This window comes from Azospirillum sp. 11R-A (assembly GCF_049472615.1).
Classification (GTDB): Bacteria; Pseudomonadota; Alphaproteobacteria; order Azospirillales; family Azospirillaceae; genus Azospirillum; species Azospirillum palustre.
Genome location: NZ_JBCEBL010000011.1, coordinates 92,538 through 118,502, shown reverse-complemented (window position 1 = coordinate 118,502; position 25,965 = coordinate 92,538). Strand labels below are relative to the sequence as shown.

At 68.4% G+C, this 25,965-nt stretch carries 20 protein-coding genes; 9 read left to right on the top strand and 11 right to left on the bottom strand.

Annotated features, from left to right (window positions below; genetic code table 11):
* Positions 1–20: 20 nt before the first annotated feature.
* A complete protein-coding gene (locus VH569_RS16805) occupies positions 21–671 on the bottom strand; it encodes a hypothetical protein (RefSeq protein ID WP_423316355.1) in 651 nt (216 codons plus the stop codon).
* Positions 668–1,537, bottom strand: coding sequence for a helix-turn-helix domain-containing protein (locus tag VH569_RS16800; RefSeq protein ID WP_423316354.1), 870 nt, complete (start codon positions 1,535–1,537; stop codon positions 668–670). Before VH569_RS16800 ends, VH569_RS16805 begins: the two co-directional genes overlap by 4 nt.
* Before the next feature lie 668 nt (positions 1,538–2,205).
* On the opposite strand from VH569_RS16800, the gene VH569_RS16795 reads away from it, so the two are divergent.
* Positions 2,206–3,438 (top strand): plasmid replication protein, encoded by a 1,233-nt coding sequence (locus VH569_RS16795; protein WP_423316353.1) that lies wholly within the window; start codon positions 2,206–2,208, stop codon positions 3,436–3,438.
* A gap of 4 nt (positions 3,439–3,442) precedes the next feature.
* Here VH569_RS16795 and VH569_RS16790 read toward each other — a convergent pair whose 3' ends face one another.
* From VH569_RS16790 to VH569_RS16775, 4 genes are all read right to left on the bottom strand, one after another.
* On the bottom strand, positions 3,443–4,093 hold the full coding sequence (locus VH569_RS16790) for a phosphatase PAP2 family protein (RefSeq protein ID WP_423316352.1): 651 nt from the start codon (positions 4,091–4,093) through the stop codon (positions 3,443–3,445).
* Positions 4,094–4,192: 99 nt separating this feature from the next.
* Positions 4,193–5,008 (bottom strand): N-formylglutamate deformylase, encoded by an 816-nt coding sequence (hutG, locus tag VH569_RS16785; RefSeq protein WP_423316351.1) that lies wholly within the window; start codon positions 5,006–5,008, stop codon positions 4,193–4,195.
* Positions 5,005–6,543, bottom strand: a complete 1,539-nt coding sequence (gene hutH, locus VH569_RS16780) for a histidine ammonia-lyase (RefSeq protein ID WP_423316350.1) — start codon at positions 6,541–6,543, stop codon at positions 5,005–5,007. The genes hutG and hutH overlap by 4 nt, the downstream gene beginning before the upstream one ends.
* Positions 6,540–7,904 carry a formimidoylglutamate deiminase gene (locus tag VH569_RS16775; RefSeq protein ID WP_423316349.1) on the bottom strand — a complete coding sequence of 455 codons (1,365 nt, stop codon included), beginning with the start codon at positions 7,902–7,904 and terminating at the stop codon, positions 6,540–6,542. Before VH569_RS16775 ends, hutH begins: the two co-directional genes overlap by 4 nt.
* Before the next feature lie 96 nt (positions 7,905–8,000).
* On the opposite strand from VH569_RS16775, the gene hutI reads away from it, so the two are divergent.
* From hutI to hutU, 3 genes are read left to right on the top strand one after another with little or no spacing between them, the layout of a single operon-like run.
* Positions 8,001–9,254, top strand: coding sequence for an imidazolonepropionase (hutI, locus tag VH569_RS16770; RefSeq protein ID WP_423316348.1), 1,254 nt, complete (start codon positions 8,001–8,003; stop codon positions 9,252–9,254).
* The gene (hutC, locus tag VH569_RS16765) at positions 9,251–9,979 is read left to right on the top strand and encodes a histidine utilization repressor (protein ID WP_423316347.1); all 729 of its coding nucleotides are present in this window, start codon (positions 9,251–9,253) and stop codon (positions 9,977–9,979) included. The genes hutI and hutC overlap by 4 nt, the downstream gene beginning before the upstream one ends.
* Before the next feature lie 51 nt (positions 9,980–10,030).
* On the top strand, positions 10,031–11,713 hold the full coding sequence (gene hutU, locus VH569_RS16760) for a urocanate hydratase (protein ID WP_423316346.1): 1,683 nt from the start codon (positions 10,031–10,033) through the stop codon (positions 11,711–11,713).
* 17 nt (positions 11,714–11,730) lie between these two features.
* On the opposite strand, the gene VH569_RS16755 is transcribed toward hutU, so the two are convergent.
* Positions 11,731–13,059 carry a GH1 family beta-glucosidase gene (locus VH569_RS16755; RefSeq protein WP_423316345.1) on the bottom strand — a complete coding sequence of 443 codons (1,329 nt, stop codon included), beginning with the start codon at positions 13,057–13,059 and terminating at the stop codon, positions 11,731–11,733.
* Positions 13,060–13,272: 213 nt separating this feature from the next.
* Between VH569_RS16755 and VH569_RS16750 the strand changes: the two genes are divergently transcribed.
* Positions 13,273–14,298 carry a hypothetical protein gene (locus VH569_RS16750; RefSeq protein WP_423316344.1) on the top strand — a complete coding sequence of 342 codons (1,026 nt, stop codon included), beginning with the start codon at positions 13,273–13,275 and terminating at the stop codon, positions 14,296–14,298.
* Between the two features lie 22 nt (positions 14,299–14,320).
* On the opposite strand, the gene VH569_RS16745 is transcribed toward VH569_RS16750, so the two are convergent.
* The 3 genes from VH569_RS16745 to VH569_RS16735 form a co-directional block, all read right to left on the bottom strand.
* Complete coding sequence (locus VH569_RS16745) at positions 14,321–15,400, bottom strand: transglycosylase SLT domain-containing protein (RefSeq protein WP_423316343.1); 1,080 nt, start codon at positions 15,398–15,400, stop codon at positions 14,321–14,323.
* A gap of 249 nt (positions 15,401–15,649) precedes the next feature.
* Positions 15,650–16,111 (bottom strand): hypothetical protein, encoded by a 462-nt coding sequence (locus tag VH569_RS16740; RefSeq protein WP_423316342.1) that lies wholly within the window; start codon positions 16,109–16,111, stop codon positions 15,650–15,652.
* A gap of 271 nt (positions 16,112–16,382) precedes the next feature.
* Complete coding sequence (locus VH569_RS16735) at positions 16,383–17,834, bottom strand: catalase (RefSeq protein WP_423316341.1); 1,452 nt, start codon at positions 17,832–17,834, stop codon at positions 16,383–16,385.
* Between the two features lie 121 nt (positions 17,835–17,955).
* Here VH569_RS16735 and VH569_RS16730 point away from each other — a divergent pair, with 121 nt between their 5' ends.
* The 3 genes from VH569_RS16730 to VH569_RS16720 all read left to right on the top strand — a co-directional run bounded on the left by VH569_RS16730 (position 17,956) and on the right by VH569_RS16720 (position 22,536).
* Entirely contained in the window at positions 17,956–18,927 is a 972-nt protein-coding gene (locus tag VH569_RS16730) for a LysR substrate-binding domain-containing protein (protein WP_423316340.1), read from the top strand.
* Between the two features lie 109 nt (positions 18,928–19,036).
* A complete protein-coding gene (gene glgX / locus VH569_RS16725) occupies positions 19,037–21,388 on the top strand; it encodes a glycogen debranching protein GlgX (protein ID WP_423316339.1) in 2,352 nt (783 codons plus the stop codon).
* Between the two features lie 68 nt (positions 21,389–21,456).
* Positions 21,457–22,536 (top strand): zinc-binding metallopeptidase family protein, encoded by a 1,080-nt coding sequence (locus VH569_RS16720; RefSeq protein ID WP_423316338.1) that lies wholly within the window; start codon positions 21,457–21,459, stop codon positions 22,534–22,536.
* A 108-nt stretch (positions 22,537–22,644) separates the two neighbouring features.
* Here the strand turns inward: VH569_RS16720 and VH569_RS16715 are convergent, their stop codons facing one another.
* Complete coding sequence (locus tag VH569_RS16715; protein WP_423316337.1) at positions 22,645–24,336, bottom strand: diguanylate cyclase domain-containing protein; 1,692 nt, start codon at positions 24,334–24,336, stop codon at positions 22,645–22,647.
* 454 nt (positions 24,337–24,790) lie between these two features.
* Here VH569_RS16715 and VH569_RS16710 point away from each other — a divergent pair, with 454 nt between their 5' ends.
* A complete protein-coding gene (locus VH569_RS16710; protein WP_423316336.1) occupies positions 24,791–25,897 on the top strand; it encodes a TRAP transporter substrate-binding protein in 1,107 nt (368 codons plus the stop codon).
* Positions 25,898–25,965: the final 68 nt, after the last annotated feature.

Sequence of the window (25,965 nt, the reverse complement as noted above, 5' to 3'; positions counted from 1 at the left end):
TAAGACAGAAAATCCCCTCATCATCGCATACGGCGCATCGCCGACGCCAGCACCGGGCGCACCGCAGCGGTCGGGTTGCCGGTTTCCCCGGCCCGCTCGCCTGCCATGGCGATGGCGCGCAACCGGTCGGCAAGGGCATTTTCCTCGGCGCAGGCCTCCTCGCACAGGGCGCGGATCTCGGCGATGCTCGGCCGCCATTTGCGGGTGCGCCGCCACCGGCGAGCCGCTTGGTCGATGGCCCAGGCCGGGAACTCGCCCAGATCGTCGGCCCAGTCCATCGCGAGCAATTGCTCCACCTCCGGGCTGGTCGCCTTCGCCGGAAAATGGCTCAGCAAAGCCAGCACCCGTCCCAGCAGATGGTTGGCCGATGCCGGCGCCAGGATGGTGTCGGTGATCTCCGACAGAGCGCGGCGGGCCAGTGCGGCATGGCGCGGCGTCACCCCGTCCGGTGGTGTCCAGTCCTCCACGACATCGGCAAAGCCGTCTTCGGTGAAGCGGCTGTGGCGCCCGACCTGTCCACGGTCGAGGAGGCGCTGCAATGGTTCCGGCAGGGCTTCGCGCAGCATGCGGCTGCGCAGGGCCGGCGTCATGGCCGGGTCGAAGGGCAGCGGCAGGCCGGGCGGTGCGGCGGCGGCAGAGGAGGAGGTGGGGAACTGGTGCAGGTTGCTCATGCGATCCCCCAGGGGTTGGCTGGTGCGTTGGACGGCGTGTTGTTCAGACGGGCGGCAACGCTGGCCCAGGCCGACAGGCGCTGTTCGGCGTTGGCGGCTGCGGAATTCGACCCGGAAGCGGCGGTGCGGGAAGTCGTTCGCGCTGCTCGTTCTTTTGGTCCGCGGCTGTTCGGTCCGCGGACGGTTGCCGCGGGCTGTTGCGCCATACGGCCGACATCCTGCAACAGCCAGGACCGCCACGCCGCGGCCGGGTCGCGGTAGCGGTAGCCATGGGCCCGGCATTGCTGGACGAAACGCTCGGCATGGCTGTCGATGTCGATGTCGGGAAAGCGCTCTGCCGCCCATTGCCGGTCGGCCGGGGGTGGCGCCCAATCGGAAGCAACCGGTTCGGCGCCACCGGCGGAGCTGAACGACGCCCCCTCGTCCGCACGCCGGTGGAGCGTGTCAGGAATCTGTTCTGGTTCAGGCTGTTTATGACTCGCCGCTGAACAGGGGGAGTCCGCGGATGAGTCAGCGGGGATGTCCGCCCCTGCACCGTCCTGCGTTCCGTTCGAGGAGATCAGCGCCAGCCGGTAGCGGCAGCTGAGACGCCCGCCATTGGCCGAGCGGCGGTGTTCGATGCCGACCAGCCCGAGCGCCTCCAGCCGGCCCAGGATCCGGTTGACGGTCGGCCGGCTGCGTTTCAGCTTGTCCGCCAGCGTTGCCTGCGACGGCCAGCACACCCCTGCCTCGTCGGCGTAGGTGCTCAGCGCCGCCAGCACGGCGAGACCGTCGGCATCGAGATCGGGATGGTCGAGCCACCAGGCCGGGATCCGGCCCCAGCGGTTTTGCCCGGAGCGGTTCGGGCTTGCAGTCCGGTTTGTCATCTGTGGCGATACTCCTCCGCGCCATGGGCGCAAGATTGGCCGCATGATCGGCCGTCGCGATTGGCGCAGAGGATTCGAAGCGGTCGGCGGAAGAGTCGAATCGCGGGCTCGCACTCCATGGAGCCGCAGCCCGCGGATGGTCAGCGACAGCCCGCGACCGTAAAGCCCCTGCCCGCGACCATGGAGCATCGGCCCGCGATTGGCCGGCGATGGCGCGCCGAATCGGGATCCTGGCGCCTTTGGCCGCGGATGTGGAGCCATTGCCCGCGATTGCCGGCGGTCCGCGGCCCGCGATGCTAGAGCAACAGCCCGCGATTGGCCGCCGATGCCGTGACGATGGTGCGAATCGCGGGCAATCCGGCGCCGAAGCGATCCGCCTCCGCCCCCTATGGAGCGGCAGCCCGCGGTTCGCCTCGCCGCGATTCCCGACCGGCGGGCCGATTCTCCCCGATTCTTCAAGGGCTCGCGGAGTTTGGCCCCGACGATGCCGCGTCCGGGCAGCAATCGCGGGCTATCGCTCCATGACCGCGGGCCGTTGCTCCATCATCGCGGGGTGCGGCACCATATCCGCGGGCTGTCGCTCCATCCCGGATGCGGTAAACTCACTGCGTTCTGTTGCACCGGCGGGTCCGCCGCGCCATGGTTACTCCCGACATCCGGAGACGTTCATGACCAAGATGGCCCCGACCAGCGCCGCACAGCTCATCCTGTTCGAGCTGGAAGACCGTTCGCAATCGCATCTGATCGCGCTCTACGATCTGGCGCCGCGCTTCGTGTTCGTCTCCCGCGACAACGACAAGGAAAAGACTGCCAAGGACAAGGGCGAGCTGGTCACCAAGGACAACTTCATCAAGTCGGTGCGGCGCGAGTTTGCCTTCCGCGGCCGCAATTACCGCCTGACCGTCCAGCCCGCCCGTATCGACCGGCTCAGCACGGCAAAGAAGGACGACCGCGCCCCTGGCGCCGGTCCGGATCTGGTCGAAGTCGAGATCTTCCCGTCGGAACGCGAACAGGTCGTGGAACAGGTCGTGCGCCGCCTCGCCATGGACCGCTCGCGCCTGTCGCTGACCGGCGAGAACCGCGACAAGGTGCAGATGCGCTTCAGCCTCTACGAGATCCAGCGGGAACTGCGGGCGGTCAACCACACCCTGTCGATCCAGGACATCCGTGAATCCCTGACCATCCTGGCCCGCTCGCGTATCATCATCTCCACCGGCGGCAGCGCAGAGCCGGGCAAGAAGAGCCGCGGACAGAACCTGCTGGAATCGACCGCCTTCCCGGTGCTGGCGATCCGCTCGCGCCCCGATCTGGTCGATGAGGACGGCGGGGTCGAGGAGACTTATCTGGAGTTCAACCCGCTGGTCTCCGCCGCCATTCGCGACCTGGAGTTCAAGCCGGTCTCCTATGCCTGGCTGATGAAGCTGAAGTCGCCGGTGTCGCGCTGGCTCTACAACCGCCTGTCCATCGAGTACGACACCGCCGACGACGAGGCGAAGCCGGTGTCGATCAGCGCCGACGAGATTATCAAGAACAGCGGCATGAACGAGTGGTCGCGCCGCCGCGACACCCTGCGCGTGGTGACGTCGGCTGTCGACGCCCTGGTGGACGAGGGCATTCTCGACATCGCCGACAAGGAATACACCAAGGTCGGCAAGCGCATCGACGCCATCGACTATGTGCTGACCCCGTCGCCGAAGTTCCTCGATCAGGTCCGCCGCGGCCGACGGGTGCAGATCACCAACATCGACCTGCTCAAGCAGATCGTCGGCAACGCCATGCGGCCCGACGGCTTCGTGCCGTTGAAGGCGGGCGAGGTGGCGGAAATGCGCAACAAGCGCGCCAAGCGGCTGGCCGATCCGGCGAAGGCCGAACAGGCCAGCCTGCCGCTGCCGAAGAAATAGCCGCTCAGCGCGCCAGCAGGCGCCGCGCCACCAGCGTGATGGCGGTCCCCAGCAGGGCGCCGGCAAGCACGTCGGACGCCCAATGGCGGTGCTTCACCACCCGGCCGCTGGCCATCGCCGCCGCGGCGCCATAAATCATCAGACTTTGCGCCGGCGACCGGCTGACCGTGGCGAGAGCGGTCGCGGCGGCAAAGGCGCTTCCCGCATGGCCGGACGGCAGCGAGCGGGCGCTGATCCGCTTGCCCGGCCGCTGCCGCGGCTCGCATTCGTCGGGGCGGCGGCGCTTGACGTAGCGCTTGATGGAGCGGCTGGCCGTCGCCGTCGCCACCAGCCCGAGGACGCCGACGCTGCCGGCGCGGCGTAGATCCTCCTGACCGGTCAGCAGGCCGACTATGCCGGCGATGGCGAAGCTGGGGATCAGGACCGGCCGCTTTATGACGTAATGGCCCGCGCTTGCCAGCACCTTGCTGACTGGGCCGGGATCGCAGGTGACGATGTCGTGGACCTGGGCGTCCAGCGCGTCGACTGCCGTCAGGGCCGGCTGAAGGACCGCCGGTGCGGGCCGCCCGCCATAACCGATGCCGCCACCGGGATTCTCGATGCCTTGATTCTCGATGCCGCCCTGGTCGCTGTTCTGTTCGATGATGTCGCTCAACGCCGGTCCCCTGCATGCCGCGCCGCGAAAACCGGCGCCGCAGAGGAACGCGGCGGACGCAGGGGCGGTTCCGCGCCCCCGCGCGCCTGTCCGTTCCTATCAGCCCTGCGCCGGCCGCCAGCCGGTGAAAGCGTCCAGCAGCGCGGTCAGCACCCGCTGCAGCTTTTCGGCCCGATCCGGACGGTAGGCGAAGGGCGGCGCCTCCTCGTCCATGTAGCGGTCCTGCGCCAGTTCCATCTGGATGGCGTGGACCCCGTTGGCCGGCTGGCCGTAAGCGCGGGTGATGTGGCCGCCGACGAAGCGGCCGTTGGTGACGCAGGTCAAACCCTCCGCCGCCGCGGCACTCTCCATCGCCGCGATGACCTGGGCGGCCAGCTGCGGATCGACGCTGGTGCCGCGCGCCGTTCCCAGATTGAGGTCGGGCAGGCGTCCGTCGAACAGCCGCGGCACATGGCTGCGGATCGAATGGGCATCATAGAGCAGGGCGAAGCCGTGCCGTGCCTTCACCCGCTCCAACTCCGCGGCCAGCGCCTCGTGGTAGGGCCGCCAATAGTCCTGCACCCGCTGCGCCACCTCGGCCTCGTCGGGCGCCTGGCCGTCGCGGTAGAGCGGCGTGCCGTCGAACAGCACGTCCGGGCAGAGGCCGGTGGTCGCCTGTCCGGGATAGAGGCTCTCGCCGGTCGAGGCGCGGTTGAGGTCGACGACATAGCGGGAATAGCGGGCGCTGAGCAGCGTGGCGCCCATGTCCTTGGCGAAGCCGTACAGGCGCGGGATGTGCCAGTCGGTGTCGCGCAGGGTCAGCGCCTCGTCCGTCAGCCGTTCGGCCAGACCGGGGGAGAGGTCGGTGCCGCAATGGGGCATGCTGATGACCAGCGGCCCGTCGCCTCGCTCCAGATCGAAGATGGTGTCGGTCATTGTGCGGTCTCCAGGGATACCGGCATCAGATGGTCGACCGACCCGTCGCGCACCAGGGTGCCGATGGCGGCCAGATCCGGGGCGAAGTAGCGGTCGACCTCATAGCGCGGCACCTGGGCGCGGATGGTGGCGATGGCCTGCTCCAGCCGTTCGGTGGTCTTCAGCGGGCGATGGAACTCCAGCCCTTGAATCGCGGCCAAAAGCTCTATACCGACGATGTCGGCGACATTGCCGGCGATGTCGCCCAGCCGGCGCGCGGCGAAGGTCGCCATGCTGACATGGTCTTCCTGGTTGGCGGAGGTCGGCAGGCTGTCGACGCTGGCGGGGTGGGCGAGCGTCTTGTTCTCCGACGCGAGCGCGGCGGCGGTGACGTGGGCGATCATGAAGCCGGAGTTCAGCCCCGGCTCGGCGACCAGGAAGGGCGGCAGCCCGCTGATGGTGGTGTCGATCAGCATGGCGATGCGGCGTTCGGCCAAGGCACCGATCTCCGACGCGGCGATGGCGAGCTGGTCGGCGGCCATCGCCACCGGCTCCGCATGGAAGTTGCCGCCGGACAGCACCTCGTCCGTATCGACCAGAACCAGCGGGTTGTCGGTGACGCCGTTGGCCTCGATCACCAGCGTGCGCGCCGCCTGCCGCATCTGGTCGAGAACCGCGCCCATCACCTGCGGCTGGCAGCGCAGGCTGTAGGGGTCCTGCACCCGGTGGCAGTCGGGGCCCTGGTGGCTGGCGTTCAGTTCGCTGCCGGCCAGCACCTCGCGGAAGGCGGCGGCGACGGCGATCTGGCCGGGCTGGCCGCGCAGGGCGCTGATGCGGGCGTCGAAGGGACGGTGGCTGCCCATCACCGCCTCGACCGACAGGGATCCGGCGACCAGCGCCGCCTTGAAGGTGCGCTCGATCTCGAACAGGCCGGCGAGCGCCAGACCGGTCGAGACCTGGGTGCCGTTGATCAGCGCCAGACCTTCCTTGGCCTTCAGGTCGAAGACGGGCAAGCCGGCGATGCGCAGACCCTCTTCCGCCGGCAGGGTGACGCCCTGCACCCGGACATGGCCGATGCCGAGCAGCACGCCGCACAGATGGGCCAGCGGCGCCAGATCGCCCGAGGCGCCGACGGAGCCCTTGCCCGGCACCACCGGCAGCACGTCGGCCTCATAGAGCTTCAGCAGCGCATCGACCAGCGCCGGCCGGACGCCGGACGCGCCGACGGCGAGGCTGACCGCCTTGATGACCAGGATCAGCCGCACCACGCCGTCGGCCAGCGGGGCGCCGACGCCGGTGGCGTGCGACAGGATCAGGTTGCGCTGGAGCTTTTCCAGATCGCTCGCCGCGATGTGGGTGTGGGCCAGCTTGCCGAAGCCGGTGTTGACGCCGTAGACCGCCTCGTCGCCGCCGGCGATCCGGTCGATCAGCGCGCGCGAGCGCTCCATCCGCGGATAGGCCGCCGGGTCGAGCGTCAGGGCCGGACGGTCGCGATAGATGCTGCGCAGCGTGTCGAGCGACAGCGCGCCCGGAACCAGAGTGATGGTCTCGCTCATCCCAGAAGTCTCCCAAGTGTCTTTTTGAAGCGGTCGGCGATCTCCTCCTCGCGCGGGTGGCGGCGGTCGCGGACGACGGCGCGTCCGGCGATCACCACGTCCCGGACGAGGGGAGTGTTTCCGGCGAAGATCCAGCCGTCCAGAAGCGCATCGCCCTTGCGCGCCGCCAGCAGCGGGTGGTCGGTGTCGAGCACGACGATGTCGGCGCGGAGGCCGGTGGCGATGCGCCCGGCATCGAAGCCGGTTGCCTGCGCGCCGCCGGCCTGGGCGTCCTCCACCAGCCGGCGGGCGGTGGAGCGGCGGGGGCCGCCGGCCAGCACGGTGCGCCGTTCGCTGGTCAGCCGCGCGCCGTACTCCAGCCAGCGCAGTTCCTCCACCGGGCTGACGGAGATGTGGCTGTCCGACCCGATGCCCCAGCGCCCGCCCTGCGCCATGTAGGATTGGGCAGCGAAGAAGCCGTCGCCGAGATTGGCTTCGGTGGTCAGGCACAGGCCGGCGATGGCGCCGCTGGCGGCGACGCCCGCCACCTCGGCTTCGGTCATGTGGGTGGCGTGGATCAGGCACCAGCGGCCGTCGACCGGCTGGGTGTCGAGCAGATGCTCCACCGGGCGGCGGCCGCGGTAGGCGACGCACTCCTCGACCTCCCGGCGCTGCTCGGCGATGTGGATGTGGATCGGGCCTTGCGGGTTGGCGGCGACGGTCTCGGTCAGCAACCCGTCCGGCACGGCGCGCAGCGAATGCGGGGCGATGCCGAGTTGCACGTCGCAGGATTCGCCATAGGTATGGCCCAGCGCCGTGGTCAGCCGGTCGAACCCTGCCCCGTCATGGATGAAGCGGCGCTGCCCGGCGGTCGGCGGCGTGCCGCCGAAGCCCGACGCGTTGTAGAGCACCGGCAGCAGCGCGATCGGCAGACCGGCGGTCCGCGCGGCGGCGATGGCGCGGTGGCTCATTTCCGCCGGGTCGGCGTAGGCGCTGCCGTCGCGGTCATGGTGCAGGTAATGGAATTCGGCGATGGCGGTGAAGCCAGCCTTCAGCGTCTCGACATAGAGCTGGGCGGCGACCGCCTCGAAATCCTCCGGACCCATGCGGTCGAGCGCCCGGTACATCACATCGCGCCAGCTCCAGAAGCTGTCGGACCCCTCGCCGGAGGACTCACCCATGCCGGCGATGGCGCGCTGGTGGGCGTGGGAATGCAAATTGGCGATGCCGGCGACCGCCGCTCCGGCAAAGCGCTCCGCATCGGCCGGGCAGGCGGCGCCGGGCGATGCCGAGACGATCCGGCCCCGGCCGTCCACCGTGACCAGCACATCCTCCGCCCAGCCGTCCGGCAGCAACGCCGAGGCAAAAAACAGGTTGCTCATGAGGGCGCCCTCGCTATTATAGACAACACTATACAAGTATAGGCAACCTGATGCCAAGAGGGTTGCTGCACGAACTTGTAGGAAGGAGCCGAACCGATGCCGACCAGCGCGCCGTGGGATTCCCTGTGGATCGACCTGTCCGTTGCCACGATGAGCGGCGATGACGGCTACGGCGCCATCGCCGACGCCGCGGTTGGCATCAAGGACGGCCGGATCGCCTTCGTCGGCCGCCGCGCCGACCTCACCGATGCGCCGGACGCGCTGGCGACCGAGGTGCATTCGGGGCAGGGCGGCTGGATGACCCCCGGCCTGATCGATTGCCACACCCACCTCGTCTATGGCGGCAACCGCGCCCGCGAGTTCGAGATGCGGCTGAACGGCGCCACGTATGAGGAGATCGCGCGGGCCGGCGGCGGCATCCTGTCCACCGTCACCGCCACCCGCGCCGCCAGCGAGGACCAGCTTCTGGCCGCCAGCCTGCCGCGGCTGGACAGCCTGCTGGCCGAGGGCGTGACGACGGTGGAGGTCAAGTCCGGCTACGGCCTCGACACCGAAACCGAGACGCGGATGCTGTGCGTCGCCCGCCGGCTGGCCCAGGTCCGCCCGGTGGAGGTGCGCACCACATATCTCGGCGCCCACGCCCTGCCGCCCGAGTTCAAGAGCAACCCCGACGGCTACATCGACCGCATCTGCGCCGAGACGCTGCCGGCCATCGCCGAAGCGGGCCTCGCCGATGCGGTGGACGCCTTCTGCGAGGGGATCGGCTTCTCGGTCGCCCAGACCCGCCGGGTGTTCGAGACGGCGAAGCGGCTCGGCCTGCCGGTGAAGCTGCATGCCGAACAGCTGAGCAACCTCGGCGGCGCCCGGCTGGTGGCGGAGTTCAGCGGGCTGTCCGCCGACCACATCGAGCATCTCGACGAGGACGGCGTCGCCGCCATGGCCAAGGCCGGCACGGTGGCGGTGCTGCTGCCCGGCGCCTTCTACGCCCTGCGCGAGACCAAGCTGCCGCCCATCGAGCTGCTGCGCCGCCATGGCGTGCCGATGGCGCTCTCCACCGACAACAACCCCGGCACCTCGCCGGTGACCTCGCTGCTGCTGATGCTGTCGATGGGCTGCACCTTCTTCCGCCTGACCCCGGCGGAGGCGCTGGCCGGCATCACCCGCCATGCGGCGAAGGCGCTGGGGCTGGACGACCGCGGCGTGATCGCGCCCGGCCTGCGCGCCGATCTGGCGGTCTGGCGCATCGAGCATCCGGCGGAGCTGGCCTACGCCATAGGCCTCAACCCCTGCATGGCGGTGATCAATGGCGGGGTGGTCCGCAGGCCGCGGGTCGAAGCGGGGGCCGCATGAGCGACGCCATCTCCACCGCCCAGCCGCGCTACGCCCAGATCAAGGAAGCCATCCGCCGCCGGATCAGCTCCGGCGACTGGCCCGAAGGCTTCCAGATCCCGTCTGAGCACAAGCTGCTGGAGGAATTCTCGGTCAGCCGCATGACGGTTCACCGCGCGCTACGCGACCTGACCGACGAGGGGCTGCTGACCCGCGTGCAGGGGCTGGGCACCTTCGTCGCCGAACGGCCGCCCAGCACCGACGTGGTGGAGCTGCGCAGCATCGCCGACGAGATCGCCGAGCGCGGCAACCTCCATTCCTGCCGGGTGGAGCGATTGCTCGCGGTTGCCGCCGATGCCGGGCTGGCCCGCCGCTTCAACCTGCCGGTCGGGGCGCGGTTGTTCCATTCCATCGTCGTCCACAGCGAAAGCGACGTGCCGGTCCAGCTGGAGGAACGCTGGGTCAACCCGGCGGTGGCGCCCGACTATCTCGACCAGGACTTCACCCGCCAGACGCCGGGCGAGTACCTGATCCGGCTGGAGTCCTCGCCGCAGGTCGAGCATGTCATCGAGGCGGTGTCGCCGACGGCGGAGATCGCCCGGCTGCTCGACATCCCCGTCACCGAGCCCTGCCTGCGCGTCACCCGTCGCACCTGGGTCGGCGGGCGGGTGGTGACGGTGGCGATGCTGGTCCATCCCGGCAGCCGCTACCGGCTGGGCGCGCGCTTCCAGCTGCCGCCCCATTAGCAAAACCGATCCTCGGAACAGCACATCCCTCCCACCAGGAGCCATCACCAGATGTCATCCCGCCTCGACAACCAGCGCGTCATCCGTGCCCCGCACGGCCCCGAACTGAGCTGCAAGAGCTGGCTCGCCGAGGCGCCGATGCGCATGCTGATGAACAACCTCGACCCCGACGTGGCGGAACGGCCGCAGGAGCTGGTCGTCTATGGCGGCATCGGCCGCGCCGCCCGCGACTGGGAAAGCTTCGACCGCATCGTGTCAGCGCTGAAGACGCTGAACGACGACGAGACGCTGCTGGTCCAGTCGGGCAAGCCGGTCGGCGTCTTCCGCACCCATGCCGACGCGCCGCGGGTGCTGATCGCCAACTCCAACCTCGTGCCGCGCTGGGCGACCTGGGAGCATTTCAACGAGCTGGACCGCAAGGGTCTGGCGATGTACGGCCAGATGACCGCCGGCAGTTGGATCTACATCGGCAGCCAGGGCATCGTGCAGGGCACCTACGAGACCTTCGTCGAGGCCGGGCGCCAGCATTACAACGGCGACCTGAAGGGCAAGTGGATCCTGACCGGCGGCCTGGGCGGCATGGGCGGGGCGCAGCCGCTGGCCGCCACCATGGCCGGCGCCTGCATGCTGGCGGTCGAATGCCGTCCCAGCAGCATCGAGATGCGCATCCGCACCGGCTATCTCGACCGCCACACCGCCGACCTCGACGAGGCGCTGGCCTGGATCAACGAGGCCTGCGCCAAGGGCGAGGCGATCTCGGTCGGCCTGCTCGGCAACGCCGCCGACGTCTTCCCGGAACTGGCGCGCCGCGCCGGCACCGACATCAAGGTCCGGCCGCACATCGTCACCGACCAGACCTCCGCCCATGACCCGGTGAACGGCTATCTGCCCCAGGGCTGGACGCTGGAGGAGTGGGAAAGCGCCCGCGAAAGCCAGCCCGCTGCGGTGGCCGCCGCAGCGCGCCAGTCGATGCGGGTGCAGGTTGAGGCCATGCTGGCCTTCCACGCCATGGGCATTCCGACCGTCGATTACGGCAACAACATCCGCCAGATGGCGAAGGAGGAGGGGCTGGAGAACGCCTTCGACTTCCCCGGCTTCGTCCCCGCCTATATCCGTCCGCTGTTCTGCCGCGGGATCGGCCCCTTCCGCTGGGCAGCATTGTCCGGCGATCCGGAGGACATCCGTAAGACCGACGCCAAGGTGAAGGAGCTGATCCCCGACGATCCGCACCTGCACAACTGGCTCGACATGGCGGCCAAGCGCATCCAGTTCCAGGGTCTGCCGGCGCGCATCTGCTGGGTCGGGCTCGGGCAGCGCCACCGCCTCGGCCTCGCTTTCAACGAGATGGTGAAGTCGGGCGAGCTGAAGGCCCCCATCGTCATCGGCCGCGACCATCTCGACAGCGGCTCGGTCGCCAGCCCGAACCGCGAGACCGAGGCGATGAAGGACGGCACCGACGCCGTGTCGGACTGGCCGCTGCTGAACGCGCTGCTGAACACCGCCAGCGGCGCGACCTGGGTCAGCCTGCACCATGGCGGCGGCGTTGGCATGGGCTTCTCGCAGCATTCGGGCATGGTCATCGTCTGCGACGGCAGCGACGCGGCGGCCAAGCGGCTGGAGCGCGTGCTGTGGAACGACCCGGCCACCGGCGTGATGCGCCATGCCGACGCCGGCTATGACATCGCCATCGAGTGCGCCAAGGAGCAGGGGCTGAACCTGCCGTTTTTGAAGTAAGACGGGGAGGGGGGCGGTCACACCCCCCGGATCAAATCCGAATACCAGCGCGCGGACTCCTTCGGGATCCGCGCCTGGGTTTCGAAATCGACGCGGACGATGCCGAACCGCGTGCCATAGCCGCCGCCCCATTCGAAATTGTCCAGCAGCGACCAGACGAAATAGCCCTGCACGTCGGCCCCCAGCCGCTTCGCCTCGGCCATCGCCGCGATGTAGGACTGGAGGTAGGACAGCCGCTCCGTATCGACCACGCGGCCCTCGGCGTCTGGCGTTTCCGACGCCTTGGTGCCGTAGCCGTTCTCGGTGACATAGATCGGCAGGCGGTAGCGCCGGGTCAGGTCGAGCAGCGTGTCGCGGAAACAACCGGGGTCAACGGGCCAGTCGATGGCCGTCCGCTTCATGCCCGGCGGCGGCGAGCCGAAGCCGAAGCCCCAGATCAGGCTGTCGTCCCGGCGCCCGTAGACCGGGGCGTAATGGTTCAGCCCGAACCAGTCCACCGGCCGGGCGATGCGCGCCATGTCGCCGGGCTGCACATAGGGCTCGATGGCCTCGGCGATGCGGCGTGGGTAATGGGCCAGAAGCTGCGCATCGGGGAAGGCGCGGTTCCAATGCTCGTCGAACAGGGCCGCCGCCTCGACATCCTCCGGCCGGTCGGTCTCCGGCCGCATCGGCTGAACGCTGTGCACCGCGCCGATGGAGGCATCAGGCACCAGGGCGCGCAGCACATCGACCCCGGCGCCATGGGCGAGGTTGACGTGGTGGATCACCTTCAAATGGGTGGCGCGGTCGGCGATGCTGGGCGCCCCCCAGCCGAAGGCCCAGCCGAACAGGGTGAAGACGGAAAACTCGTTGAATGTGGCCCAGCGCTTGACCCGGTCGCCGTAGCGCCGGGCACAGAGGGCGGCGTAATCCTCGAACCAGCCGATGCTGTCGCGGCTGGCCCAGCCACCCATGTCCTGCAAGGCCTGCGGCAAATCCCAGTGATAGAGACAGAGCCAGGGCTCGATCCCCTTGTCCAGCAGCCGGTCGATCAGCCGGTCGTAGAACTCCAACCCCTTGCCGTTCGGAACCCCGCGCCCGCGCGGCAGCACCCGCGGCCAGGAGACGGAGAAGCGGTAGGCCTGCAAGCCCAGCTCCGCCATCAGTTCCACGTCCTGCGGCATCCGGTGGTAATGGTCGCAGGCGACGTCGCCGCTGTCGCCGTTGTCGACCCGGCCCTTCAGCTTGCAAAACATGTCCCAGATGCTGGGCGCCCGCCCGTCGGTCTCGGCCCCGCCTTCGATCTGATAGGCGGAGGTGGAGGCGCCCCACAGGAACTCTTTGGGAAAAACCGGACGTTCGACCATGGCGGATCACCCGAATGGAGAGGCCTGGAATCCTACCCCTTTCCCGTCGGCAAGGAAGGGGCCATTCGTCGCTGGCAGTGTCGCCGTCCCCTGGGGCATCCCCCAAGGTATCTGCCGGGTATTCCGTCACCATATCGCGGTCGACAGGACGGCGCAGCGCTCCTATGGTCTCGCCGACCGGACGAGCGAATTCAACAAAGGAACGGGCGCATCATGGCGAAAAAGGACGGAGTCAACGGCAAGGGCGGCCAGTTCAGCGGGACGCCGGCCGACCGGCTGGTCCGGCTGTGGCGCAACAACGACGAGCGCTTCGGCGCCCTGCTCGACGAGGTGCTGGACGGCAACCGCCAGGGCGTGATCGAGGCCGCGGTGGGCAAGCTGCGCGAGGAGGAGAGCTACGACTTCATGGACGAGGTCGAGGCCTTCTCGGAAACGGCGCAGAGCACCGACGAGCATGGCGACCCGACCCTGTCGACCCTGTTCTGGCTGGCGCTGGAGGTCGACGGCCGGCTGGACGAGCCGCCGTCGGTCGACATCATCGAACGCGCGCTGGATTCGGCCGGGCTGCTGGAGAAGGCGTCCGACATGCGCCTGCTGCCGCTGTGGCTGGATCCGGAACCGCTGTCCTACCTGGAAGCCGCCGACCGTCGCACCCTGCTGCGCCGCCTGATCGACTCGACGGAGGCGGCGGAGACCTTCGTGCGCGAACAGGATCTGGTCGCCGCCGCCGAGGACGTCGGGGTGCGTCTGGTCGGCGTCGTCGGTCTGGTGATCGAGGAGGATGCCGAGCGGGAGGGCGAGGCGATGCCCGACCCGCTCAACCTCGGCTTCGCCGGCGAGGGCCAGGAGATGGAGATCGACCCTATCGAGCAGGAGCGCATCCGTCAGTCGATGGCCGCCTTCGCCGAGGCGGTCGGCGCCGCCGACCCGCGGGTCAAGCGCTGCGAGGCGGTCGGCGGGTTGAACGACCTGCTGGACTTCACCGCCGAAGGCGTGTGGCCGGACGATGTGGATGCCAACTTCGACGAGGTCAACGACTTCCTCGACATCGCCGGCAACGAGACCGGCGACGGCGTCCTCGACGTGACGGTGAGCGAGGGGCCGGACGGCTTGCAGCTGCGCGCCTACAACTCCGACGGCGTGCTGCTGGACGAACGGTCGTTCGACCTGAGCGGCGACCGCGCGGAGGAGGCGCTGGCCCTGATCAAGCGCCGCTGCCGCCGCGTCAGCGAAGGCTGACCGGAGATGGTCCGGGGGCCGGTCAGGCCCCCGGCGCCACCACGAAGCAGGCCATGCCCTGGTTGACCAGCCCGCTGCAGGCGCTGGCCGCGTCCTGCTGCGACAGGCCGGACAGGCGGGCGCGGTAGAGCGGCCCGGTTTGGGTATCCACCGCCTGCACGATCCGCTGCGAGCGCGACAGCACCGGCACCGAGCTGCGGGCGCGGTCGATCACGCGCTGGCTGTCGTCGGGCGAGCGGAAGGCGCCGAGCTGCACCGTCCACACCCCGCCGCCGGCCGTCGCGGCACCAGCCATCGTCGCCACCGGCCGCGGAGCCGGAGCATCGGGGGTCGAGGTGTCGGGCGCCACCACGCGCACGGTCTGTGCCGGTGCCGGTGCCGGAGCGGGCAGGGCCGCCACCGCAATCGGCGGACGGCTGGCTGCCGGCCGGCTGCTGGCGGGCGGCGTGTAGGACGGCGCCGGATTGACGGGCGCCGAATAGGAGGAGGACGGCCGGGCATAGGGCGAGCCGTAATCCGGCGGCGAATCGGACGAGGTGGATGGCGGCGCGCTGACCAGCACGATGTCGGCGCCGTTGGGGGCCGGAGTGCGGTTCAGCCGCGGTCCGACCGACGCGATGTAGCGCTTGGTCTCGCCGGGCAGGCCGCGCTTGCCGGCCAGATAATCGCCGTAGCAGCCGGGGCCGCAGTTGTAGGCGCCGAGGAAGCCCGGCGCGCCGAACAGATTGTACATCTCGCGCAGGTAGGCGGTGCCGGCGATGATGTTGTCATGCGGATCGAACGGGTCGGACCCCAGATTGTGCTTGCGCCGCATCTCGTCATAGGTCGCGGGCATCACCTGCATCAGGCCCATGGCGCCGGCCTTGCTGACGATGGGTTTGCCGTTGACGGTGGTGCGCCCGCCGCTCTCCTGGCGGATGACCTCGCGGATCCACAGCTCCGGCATGTCGAACCGCTTGGATGCCTCCGCGACATGGGCATCGACCTCCTCCGGAGAGGCAACGCGATGTGAACCGCCCCCGCTGGCGCAGGCGCTCAGCAGGGCGGTCAGGGCGGCGCAGGTCAGCAACGGCTTCAGGCGACGCACGGAACCCCCGGTCATCGTTCAGTTCAATCTTTTGGATAAGCCCGATTTGGAGGTACGGACATTTGCACATTCCCGGCCCGCCGTAAACCGTCCCAGCTGTGACCTTCGACGCGGCCGGAGAGCGCGGAGGGGGAGGGGGCCGTCTAGTCCTTCGGACGCGCAAGCGGCCGTCCGGGCATCTGCCGTCCGGTGCGGGCTATGGCGGGATTTCCGTCGCCGGATTTTCGGGCCATCGGCTTTCGCGGCGATCATCGTTCCGGGGTCTCAGCTTTCACGGTCATCGTCCGGGTCGCGGCGGGTGGCGAGTTCGCGCATCAACCGTTCCTTGGCGGTCTTCCGGCTCGGCCGGCCGCCGCCGCGCCCGAACAGCCCACCCAGCAGCCCGCCCGGCTTCGGAGGATCCTCCGGCTCCTCGGTCATCTGGGCGCGCTCCGCCTCGCGCCGGGCAAGCATAGCGGCGCGGTCGACCAGCGGGGTGCGCAGCCGGCGCGGCAGCGCCTTGAAGGCGAGGTTGGCACGTTCCAGATCGGCGAGATCCTCGGTGGAGCGGGCGATGCGCAGCGCCACCCGCAGCAGGTCGAGCCGCCACGCATCCTCCGGCGCATGCGGGAGCGTCTCCGCCGCCGCCAGCAGGGTATCCAGCCCCTTGCCGGTCAAGGCGCTGGTGGATCGTTCCCCGCTGGATTGCTCCCCATTGGGTCTGTCGGTGTCGCGGTCCCGTCCCATTCCGTCATCGAAGCTGTCGCACCGAAGGCGGACTTTAGGACGCCGACCGCCGCTTTGTCTGCCCCCAAGCGGGGGCCACACCGTTTGGGTGGGGGAGGGACGGTGGGAGAACGAAGAAAAGCCCCCTCCCCGTCGCCGGGAAGAGGGCTGCAAGTCGGTCGGGGAACTGCGCGGCGGGATGCCGGCAACCATGCCGGCGCCAGCAGGGGGCAGGCGCGGCATCTCGAAGCCGGCCCCTCCGCAACGATGCGGACGGGCCGGAAAACTCACCTCACTCCGCGGCCTGCGCCACGGTCAGGCCCAGCCGCTTGGCCACGCCCTCGCCATAGGCCGGGTCGGCGGCCAGGAAATGGTTCATCTGGCGCTGCTGGATGGTCAGCGGAGCGTTGCGCAGGCTGCCGGCGATGTTGTCCATCAGGCGGTCCTGAGCCTCCGCGCCGATCAGGCGGAACAGCGCGCCCGCCTGGGCGTAGTCGTCGTTGCCTTCGCGGTGGTCGTAGTGGGCGGCGTCGCCGCTGATGCGCAACGGCGGCTCGCTCGCCACGCCGGTCTGGGCCGGGCCGCCGAAGCTGTTCGGCTCGTAGTTCGGCCGGCCGCCGCCGTTGCCGTCGGTGCGCATGGCGCCGTCGCGCTGGTAATTGTGCACCGGGCAGCCCTGCGGCTTGTTCACCGGGATGGTGGCGTAGTTGCCGCCCAGCCGGTAGCGGTGGGCATCGGCATAGGCGAACAGCCGGCCCTGCAGCATCTTGTCCGGGCTGAAGGAGATGCCGGGCACCACGCTGGCCGGGCTGAAAGCCGACTGCTCGGTCTCCGCGAAGAAATTCTCCGGATTGCGGTTCAGCACCAGTTCGCCGATCTCGACCAGCGGGTAATCGGCGTGCGGCCACACCTTGGTCAGGTCGAACGGGTTGATGCGGTAGCCGTCGGCCTCGACCTCCGGCATGATCTGCACCGACACTGTCCAGGCCGGGAAGTCGCCGTCCTCGATGGCGGCGTACAGGTCGCGGGTGGCGTGGTCGGGATCGATGCCGCTCATGGTTTCCGCCTGTTCGGCGCTCAGGTTCTGGATGCCCTGGCGGGTCTTGAAGTGGTACTTGACCCAGAAGCGCTCGTTGGCCGCATTGATCCAGGAGAAGGTGTGGCTGCCGAAGCCGTCCATGTGGCGATAGCCGCGCGGCGTGCCGCGGTCGCTGAACAGGATGGTCAGCTGGTGCATCGTCTCCGGCGACAGCGAGAAGAAGTCCCACATTGCGGTGGGGTCCTTCAGGTTGGTGGCCGGGTTGCGCTTCTGGGTGTGGATGAAGTCCGGGAACTTCAGCGGATCGCGCAGGAAGAAGACCGGCGTGTTGTTGCCGACCAGATCGTAATTGCCCTCTTCCGTATAGAACTTCACCGCGAAGCCGCGCGGGTCGCGGGCGGCGTCGGCAGAACCCTTCTCGCCGCCGACGGTGGAAAACCGCAGGAAGACGTCCGTCTCCTTGCCCACGCCCGACAGGAAGGCGGCCTTGGTCCATTGCGTCACGTCCCGGGTGACGCGGAAGGTGCCATAGGCGCCGGCGCCCTTGGCATGCACCACGCGCTCCGGAATGCGTTCGCGGTTGAAGTGGGCCAGCTTCTCGATCAGGTGGAAATCCTGGAGCAGCAGCGGACCGCGCGGCCCGGCGCTCAGCGAATTCTGGTTGTCGGGAACGGGCTGGCCGAAGCTGGTGGTCAGGGTGCTCATCCGGGTCATCCTCGTTGGGGCGGTGTCGCCTGAAGCGGCGTCATTGTCTCGCCCCTGGTTATCCGGCGTCTTGAACGATATATCCAAGACATAGAAGGAAATGCACCAATAGGCGCTGTCTATGAATGTCTCTGTGAATCTCTCCGGCCTGTCCCTGCGCGACCTGGAATATGTCGTCGCCGTCGCCGAGCTGCGCCATTTCGGCCGCGCCGCCGAACGCTGCGCCGTCAGCCAGCCGTCGCTGAGCGCCCAGATCCGCAAGCTGGAGGAACTGCTCGGCCTCTCCCTGTTCGAGCGGACCAGCCGCAAGGTCCTGCTGACTCCGCGCGGCGAGACCATCGTCGCCCAGGCCCGCGTCGTGCTGGAGGAGGCGCGGCGCCTGCTGGCGCTGGCCGATGGGTCGGACGGGGCGCTGACCGGACGGCTGCGGCTGGCGGCGATCCACACGCTCGGCCCCTACCTGTTCCCGCATATCCTGCCGCAGCTGCGCAGCGCATGGCCCGACCTGACCCTGATCCTGTCGGAGGGCCGCACCGACAGCCTGCTGGACGAACTGCGCGACGGCCGGCTCGACGCCGTGCTGCTGGCCCTGCCGGTGGAGGCCGACGGGCTGGCCGCCGAAGGTTTGTTCTTCGAGCCCTTCCTGCTCGCCCACCCCGCCGGCCATCGCCTGTGCGGGGCCCCCCACCTGTCGCTGGGCGATCTCGATCCGGCGGAGCTGCTGCTGCTGGAGGAGGGGCATTGCCTGCGCGATCAGGCGCTGGCCGCCTGCGGTCTCAGCGCGCGGGGCGGCGGCGTGCATGCGACCGGGCTGGAAACCCTGCGCCACATGGTGGCGGCCGGGGCGGGCTGTACGCTGATGCCGTTGCTGGCGACCAGGGGGGATGAGGGACGGACCGCCACTGTCGGCGGACTGGTCGACTACCGCCCCTTCGACGGGGCATCCGCAGGGGGGCGGCCACCCGGCCGCGTCATCGGTCTGGTCTGGCGGGCGAGCGATCCGCGCGACCGCGGCCTGCGCGATCTGGCGGCCTTGCTGCGCCGCACTCTGCCGCCGGGCACGGAATCCGTTCTATCCCGAAGAGATGACTGAGGCGGGAGGAACAAGCGCCCATCGGCCGGGTTGAAGGCTCGGTTCGTTCTCCTCACTGTCCAGGAGGACCGGACAATGACTTTCGATCCAGGCGGAGAAACGGGCGACCATGGCAAACATCCTGAAACAGGCGACACGGCTCGGTGAAGGATTGCCCTTTCCGCTGGGCGCGACATGGGACGGGCTGGGTGTCAACTTCGCCTTGTTTTCCGCGAACGCCACCAAGGTCGAACTGTGTCTGTTCGATGAAAGCGGCGAGGAGGAACTCGAGCGCATTGAGCTTCCCGAATTCACCAACGAGATCTGGCACGGCTATCTGCCCGACGCCCGCCCCGGCCTGCTCTACGGCTACCGCGTGCATGGCCCCTACGAGCCGGAGAACGGCCACCGCTTCAATGCGAACAAGCTGCTGCTGGACCCCTATGCCAAGGAGCTGGTCGGCGAGATCCGCTGGAACCCGGCCCATTTCGGCTATGTCATGGAGTCGGGCGACGACCTGACCTTCGACGAGCGCGACAGCGCGCCCTTCATGCCCAAGTGCAAGGTGATCGACCCCGCCTTCACCTGGGGCCGCGACCTCAAGCCCGGCACCGCCTGGGACCGCACCATCTTCTACGAAACCCATGTGAAGGGCTTCACCAAGCTGCATCCGGCGGTGCCCGACAGCCTGCGCGGCACCTATGGCGGCATGGCGGTGAAGGAGGTCGTCGACTACATCAAGTCGCTCGGCGTCACCGCGGTGGAGCTGCTGCCGGTCCATGCCTTCGTCCAGGACCAGCATCTGGTCGACAAGGGGCTCGCCAACTACTGGGGCTACAACTCCATCGGCTTCTTCGCGCCGGAGCCGCGCTATGCCGCGTCGGGCAACACGATCAAGGAATTCAAGGAGATGGTCGCCCATCTCCACAATGCCGGGCTGGAGGTGATCCTCGACGTCGTCTACAACCACACGGCCGAGGGGAACGAGCGCGGTCCCACCCTGTCGTTCAAGGGCATCGACAACGCCTCCTACTACCGCCTGCTTCCGGACCAGAAACGCTACTACATCAACGAGACGGGAACCGGGAACACCGTCAATCTCAGCCACCCGCGCGTGTTGCAGATGGTGACCGACAGCCTGCGCTACTGGGCGACGGAAATGCATGTCGACGGCTTCCGCTTCGACCTCGCCACCATTCTCGGCCGCGAGCCCTACGGCTTCGACGAGGGCGGCGGCTTCCTCGACAGCTGTTTGCAGGACCCGATCCTCAACAGCGTCAAGCTGATCGCCGAGCCGTGGGACTGCGGCCCCGGCGGTTATCAGGTCGGCAACTTCCCGCCGGGCTGGGCGGAGTGGAACGACAAGTTCCGCGACACCGTCCGCGCCTTCTGGAAGGGCGACGAGGGCAAGCTGCCGGAGGTGGCGCCGCGGCTCTGCGGTTCGGGCGACGTCTTCAACAAGCGCGGCCGCAAGCCCTGGGCCAGCGTCAACTTCATCACCGCCCATGACGGCTACACGCTGAACGACCTCGTCTCCTACAACGACAAGCACAACGAGGCGAATGGCGAGGGCAACAACGACGGCCATTCCCACAACCTGTCCTGGAACCATGGGGCGGAGGGGCCGACCGACGATCCGGAGATCAGGTCGCTGCGCGAACGGCAGAAGCGCAACCTGCTGGCGACGCTGCTGCTGTCGCAGGGCTCGCCGATGCTGCTGGCCGGCGACGAGCTCGGCAACACCCAGCACGGCAACAACAACGCCTACTGCCAGGACAACGAGACGGCCTGGCTGAACTGGGACGACGTCGACGAGGACGGCCAGTCGCTGATCGAGTTCGTCCGCCGCGTCATCGCGATCCGCCAGTCCTTCCCCATGCTGCGCCGCGGCCGTTTCCTGTCGGGCGAGTACAATGCCGAGTTCGACGTGAAGGACGTCACCTGGCTGACCCCCGCCGGCGACGAGATGGAGGAGGGCCATTGGCACGACGGCAACGCCCGTTGCCTCGGCATGCTGCTGGATGGCCGCGCCCAGGCCAGCGGCATCAAGCGCCCGGCGATGGACGCCACCCTGCTGCTGGTCATCAACTCCCACCATGACGTGGTGGAGTTCACCCTGCCGGAAGTGACCGGCGGCAGCGTCTGGCGCTGCCTGCTCGACACCAACCTGCCCGACCCGGACGAGGTGCCGCGCGTCAACACCGGCGAGGGCTATATGGTGACCGGCCGTTCGCTGCTGCTGCTGGCGCTGGAGCCGGACGGCAAGACCTCCTTCGCGCTGCGTCGCGCCGCCCGCGCCCTGCGCAACGTCGCCGAGAGCCCGACCCTGTCCTTCGGCGAGGAAAGCGCCGAGACGGCGAAGCCGGCGGAGACCCCGGCGGAGACCGTGGAGGCTGGGAAGACGAAGGAGCCGGCCGAGGCCGAAGCGGTTGCGGAGCCCGCACCGGCGACGGCCGAAACCCTTGCGAAGACGTCCAACTGACCCATCGCCTTGTTTCCCCCCTCTCCCCGCAAGGGAGAGGGGGCCTCCCGGACCCCGGATCGCCTGCCATGAAACTCTACGAATGCCAGAACTGCCACCAGCCTCTCTACTTCGAGAACACGCTGTGCGAGCGCTGCGGCTACCGGCTCGGCTATCTGCCGGATGTGGGAACCCTGTCCGCCATCGACCCCACCGACCATGACGGGGTGTGGAGCGCGCTCGCCACCAGCGAACCGCTCTATAAATTCTGCGCGAATGCCGAACTGGACGCCTGCAACTGGATGCTGCCGGCCGATTCGGCCGACACCCACTGCGCCGCCTGCCGGCACAACCACATCATCCCCGACCTGTCCGACACCGACAATCTGACGCGCTGGCGCAAGCTGGAACTGGCCAAGCATCACCTGTTCTACACTCTGACCAACCTGAAGCTGCCCTTGCAGACCCGGATCGAGAATCCGGAGGAAGGGCTGGCCTTCGACTTCCTGACCGACACGGTGGCCCCCGACGGCACGGTGACGCCGGTGCTGACCGGCCATGCCAACGGCCTGATCACCATCAACGTCGCCGAGGCCGACGATGCCGAGCGCGAGAAGCGCCGCACCGACATGGGCGAGCCCTACCGCACGCTGCTCGGCCATTTCCGGCACGAGATCGGCCATTACATCTGGGACCGTCTGGTGCGCGACGACCCGGCCCTGCTGGAGCGGTTCCGCGCCCTGTTCGGCGACGAGCGGGAGGATTACGGCGAGGCGCTGAAGCGCCATTACGCCAACGGTGCGCCGGCCGACTGGCAGGCCAACTTCGTCAGCACCTACGCCACCGCCCACCCGTGGGAGGATTTCGCCGAGACCTGGGCGCACTTCCTGCACATCGTCGACACGCTGGAGACCGCCCGCGCCTTCGGCCTGAAGATCCGGCCGCGCATCACCGAGGGGGCCGAACTGGAGGCGGAGGTCGACTTCAACCCGCACAAGGCCCGGCGGATCGAGGATCTGATCGAACCCTGGCTGCCGCTGACCTATGCGGTGAACAGCCTGAACCGCAGCATGGGCCAGCCCGACCTCTACCCCTTCATCCTGTCGCCCGCGGTGATCGAGAAGCTGGGCTTCATGAACGGGATGGTGCGGGGGCTGGAGGGGCGCTGAACGCCGGCTATAGCGTCCTGCGTTTAATAAGAAACGCAGGACGCTATAGCCGCATGTTTGGCGATCGGATTCACGCTTCAAATCGATTCCGATTTTACGCGATCCGATCTAACCCTCCGTCGCCATCACCGACCGCATCCAACGCACCGCACGGTTGCGCCCGTCGCGCTTGGCCTTGTAAAGCGCGGCGTCGGCGTGGCGCATGACCGTCGCCATGTCGCTGTCGTCATCCGGCCAGGAGGCGATGCCGATGGAACAGCCGACCCTGATCCGCTCGCCGTTGAACGACACCGGCTCGTTCACTGCGGCGATGATCCGGGCGGCCAGTTCCGCGGTGTCCGGGGCCGGGCGGTCGGCGCGGCGGGGAAGCACGGCGGCGAACTCGTCGCCGCCCAGCCGGGCGACCACGTCGTCGTCGCGGAAGATGCTGGCCAGCCGGCCGCCGATCTGGCGCAGCACGACATCGCCGGCATCGTGGCCCAGACGGTCGTTCACCGGCTTGAAGCCGTCGAGATCGATGTACATCACCGTTGCCGAGCCGCCGCCCGTGCCGGTGGAGGCCTCGACATACTGCTCGAAATAGCGCCGGTTCGGCAGCGCCGTCAGCCGGTCCTCGTAGGCGATGTCCTCCAGCCGCATCAGCGCGGCGTCCTTGTTGGTCAGGCTGTCGATCATCTCGCGCAGCGATGCCGACAGCCGGCGGATCTCCGCCGCACCGCCGACGTCGGGGATGGCGACGCCGCGCTCGCCCTTGCCGATCTGTTCGGCGGCATCGGCGATGGCGCCCAGCGGACGGGCGATGCGGCCGGCGGCGATCCAGCCGAGTCCGCTGAACAGCAGGGCCAGCAGCGCGCCCACCCCGACGATCATCGTCCGCAAACGGTCGGTCTCGGCATTGACGATGTCGGCCGGCTGGCTGGCGACGACGGTCCAGCCCAGCCCGGCGTAATCGTGCAGCCCCTTGCCATGGGCGACACCGGTGACATAGGTGATGCCGTCGGGCCAGACCTCGCTACGCCAGCCGTCGCGCGCCTTGGAATTCAACGTCGGCACGGGGAGAGGCTTCCCGACGGCCGAATCGGGGCCGATCAGTACGGTGCCGTCGGCCGACAGGATGTAGAGCGTCAGTCCCTTGTGGTCGGCGAGCGGCTCGACCAGCTGCCGGATAAGGGCATGCGCCCATTCCCAGCTGTAATGGGTCGCCAGCACCCCCACCATGCTGCCGTCCGCCTTTTGCAGCGGGGCGGACACATCGACGAATTTCGGCGTCTCGCCTTCCAGGTAGGGCACCTTGCCGCGCAGCGCCACCGCCTCGTGGACGTCGCCGACATAGAGCCCCTTCATGCCTTCCTGGTGAACCGGCCGGGTGGAGATGTCGGCCCCCATCAGCAGCCCGTTGGACGCGGCGACCACCCGTCCGTTCACATCGGTCATGCCGATCCAGGCGATGGTCGGATCGCGGCGCTTCAACTCGTCGATGGTCGATTGCGCCACCGCCGGGTCTTTCAGTGCCTCGATGCGCGACAGCGCGGCAATCTGGTTGGCGCGTGCCCACATGGTCGAATCGAGCTGCCGCGCCAGCGATTGCGCCAGCCCGGTCATCGAGTTGCCGACCTCCTTCGCCAGCGCATCCGCCGCACCGTTGCCGACCACCAGCCCCTTCACCAGTGTCGAGCCGAGCAGCAGAACGGCGACGGTGACCGCGACGGTCGCCCGCAACCCGAAGGCCCGGCCCGGCTTGCGGGCCGGCATGCTGCTCTTTCCGGCAGTGCTGCCGCTCGGCTGTCCGATGGCCGTCATCGTGGCATGATCCTTTCGGGCGATCTCGGCCCAGGCCGGATAAGGAACGGTCTGTGAAGACGCTCTATCATCCCAGCCCTTTATAAAGGGTCAAGCGGAACCATGACTTTACTGTGCAATCTGCGGACGTGTCGGGTCGTGCTGCGGACCCGTTTCGAGCGCATGGCGATCAAAAAAGTTCGCAAAGCTGACTTTCAGCATATTGCGTAAAAAGGAAAAGGCCGCTAGCAATACAGCCGCGGCCCGAGTTTAGGGAGGAAACGCCTGAAAGGCGATAGAAACAACAAATAATGCTGCGTCGCCGAAAATCCAGCCCAATGAGGCTGGATTTTTCGTTTCCGCCGCAAGAATCTTCCTCCCGGCGCCGTCGCCCCGTCAATGGGGGATTCCCCGGAGGGTTGGTTGCGCTATCATGTCGGCCCAACGAACCATAAGATCGGGAAGAGTCCTCATCATGAAACGGCGTGCGTTTCTCACCAGCGCCGGCGTCGGCCTTGCCGCCGCTGGGACCGCCGGGACCGTCGCGGCTCCGGCCATCGCGCAGTCCTCCCAGCCCGAGATCAAGTGGCGCATGGCGTCGAGCTATCCCAAGAGCCTCGACACCATCTATGGCGCGGCCGAATTCATCGCCAAACGGGTGTCCGACGCCACCGACGGCAAGTTCCAGATCCGCACCTTCGCGGCCGGCGAGATCGTCCCGGCGTTGCAGGTGCTGGACGCGGTGCAGAACGGCACGGTCGAGTGCGGCCAGTCGGCGGCCTATTTCTATGTCGGCAAGGATCCGACCTTCTGCTTCGACACCGCCATGCCGTTCGGCCTGAACACCCGCCAGCACATCGCCTGGATGATGCATGGCGGCGGGCTGGAGCTGATGCGGGAGGTGTTCAAGGACTACAACATCCACCACATCCCCGCCGGCAACACCGGCGCCCAGATGGGCGGCTGGTTCCGCAAGGAGATCAAGAGCCTGGACGACCTGAAGGGCCTGAAGATGCGCATCGGCGGTCTGGTCGGCCAGATCCTGACGCCCTTCGGCCTCGTGCCCCAGCAGCTCGGCGGCGGCGACATCTATCCGGCGCTGGAACGCGGCACCATCGACGCGGCGGAATTCGTCGGTCCCTACGACGACGAGAAGCTCGGCTTCCACAAGGTCGCCAAATACTACTACTACCCCGGCTGGTGGGAGGGTTCGGCCCAGATCCCGCTGATGTTCAACATGCAGGCCTGGGAATCCCTGCCGAAATCCTACCAGACCATCCTGGAGCAGGCCTGCTGGGAGGCCAACAGCTGGATGATCGCCAAGTACGACACGCTGAATGCCTCCGCGCTGAAGCGTCTGGTCGGCGCCGGCGCCGTGCTGCGTCCCTTCCCGCGCGACATGATGCAGGCCTGCGAGAAGGCGGCGTTCGAATTCTACGAAAAGCTGGCCGCCAGCAATCCCCGCTTCAAGAAGGTCTATGACGGCTGGAAGCCGTTCCTGGAGCAGGAGCGCCTGTGGTTCCGCGTCGCCGAGAACGGCTTCGACAGCTTCGTCTACAGCCAGGCGGCGCAGCAGAAATAAGTCTGGAGCGCTGACCGCGGGGCCCGAAGGCGCCGGCCATCGGTCGGTGTTTTCGGGCAAAGATGTGA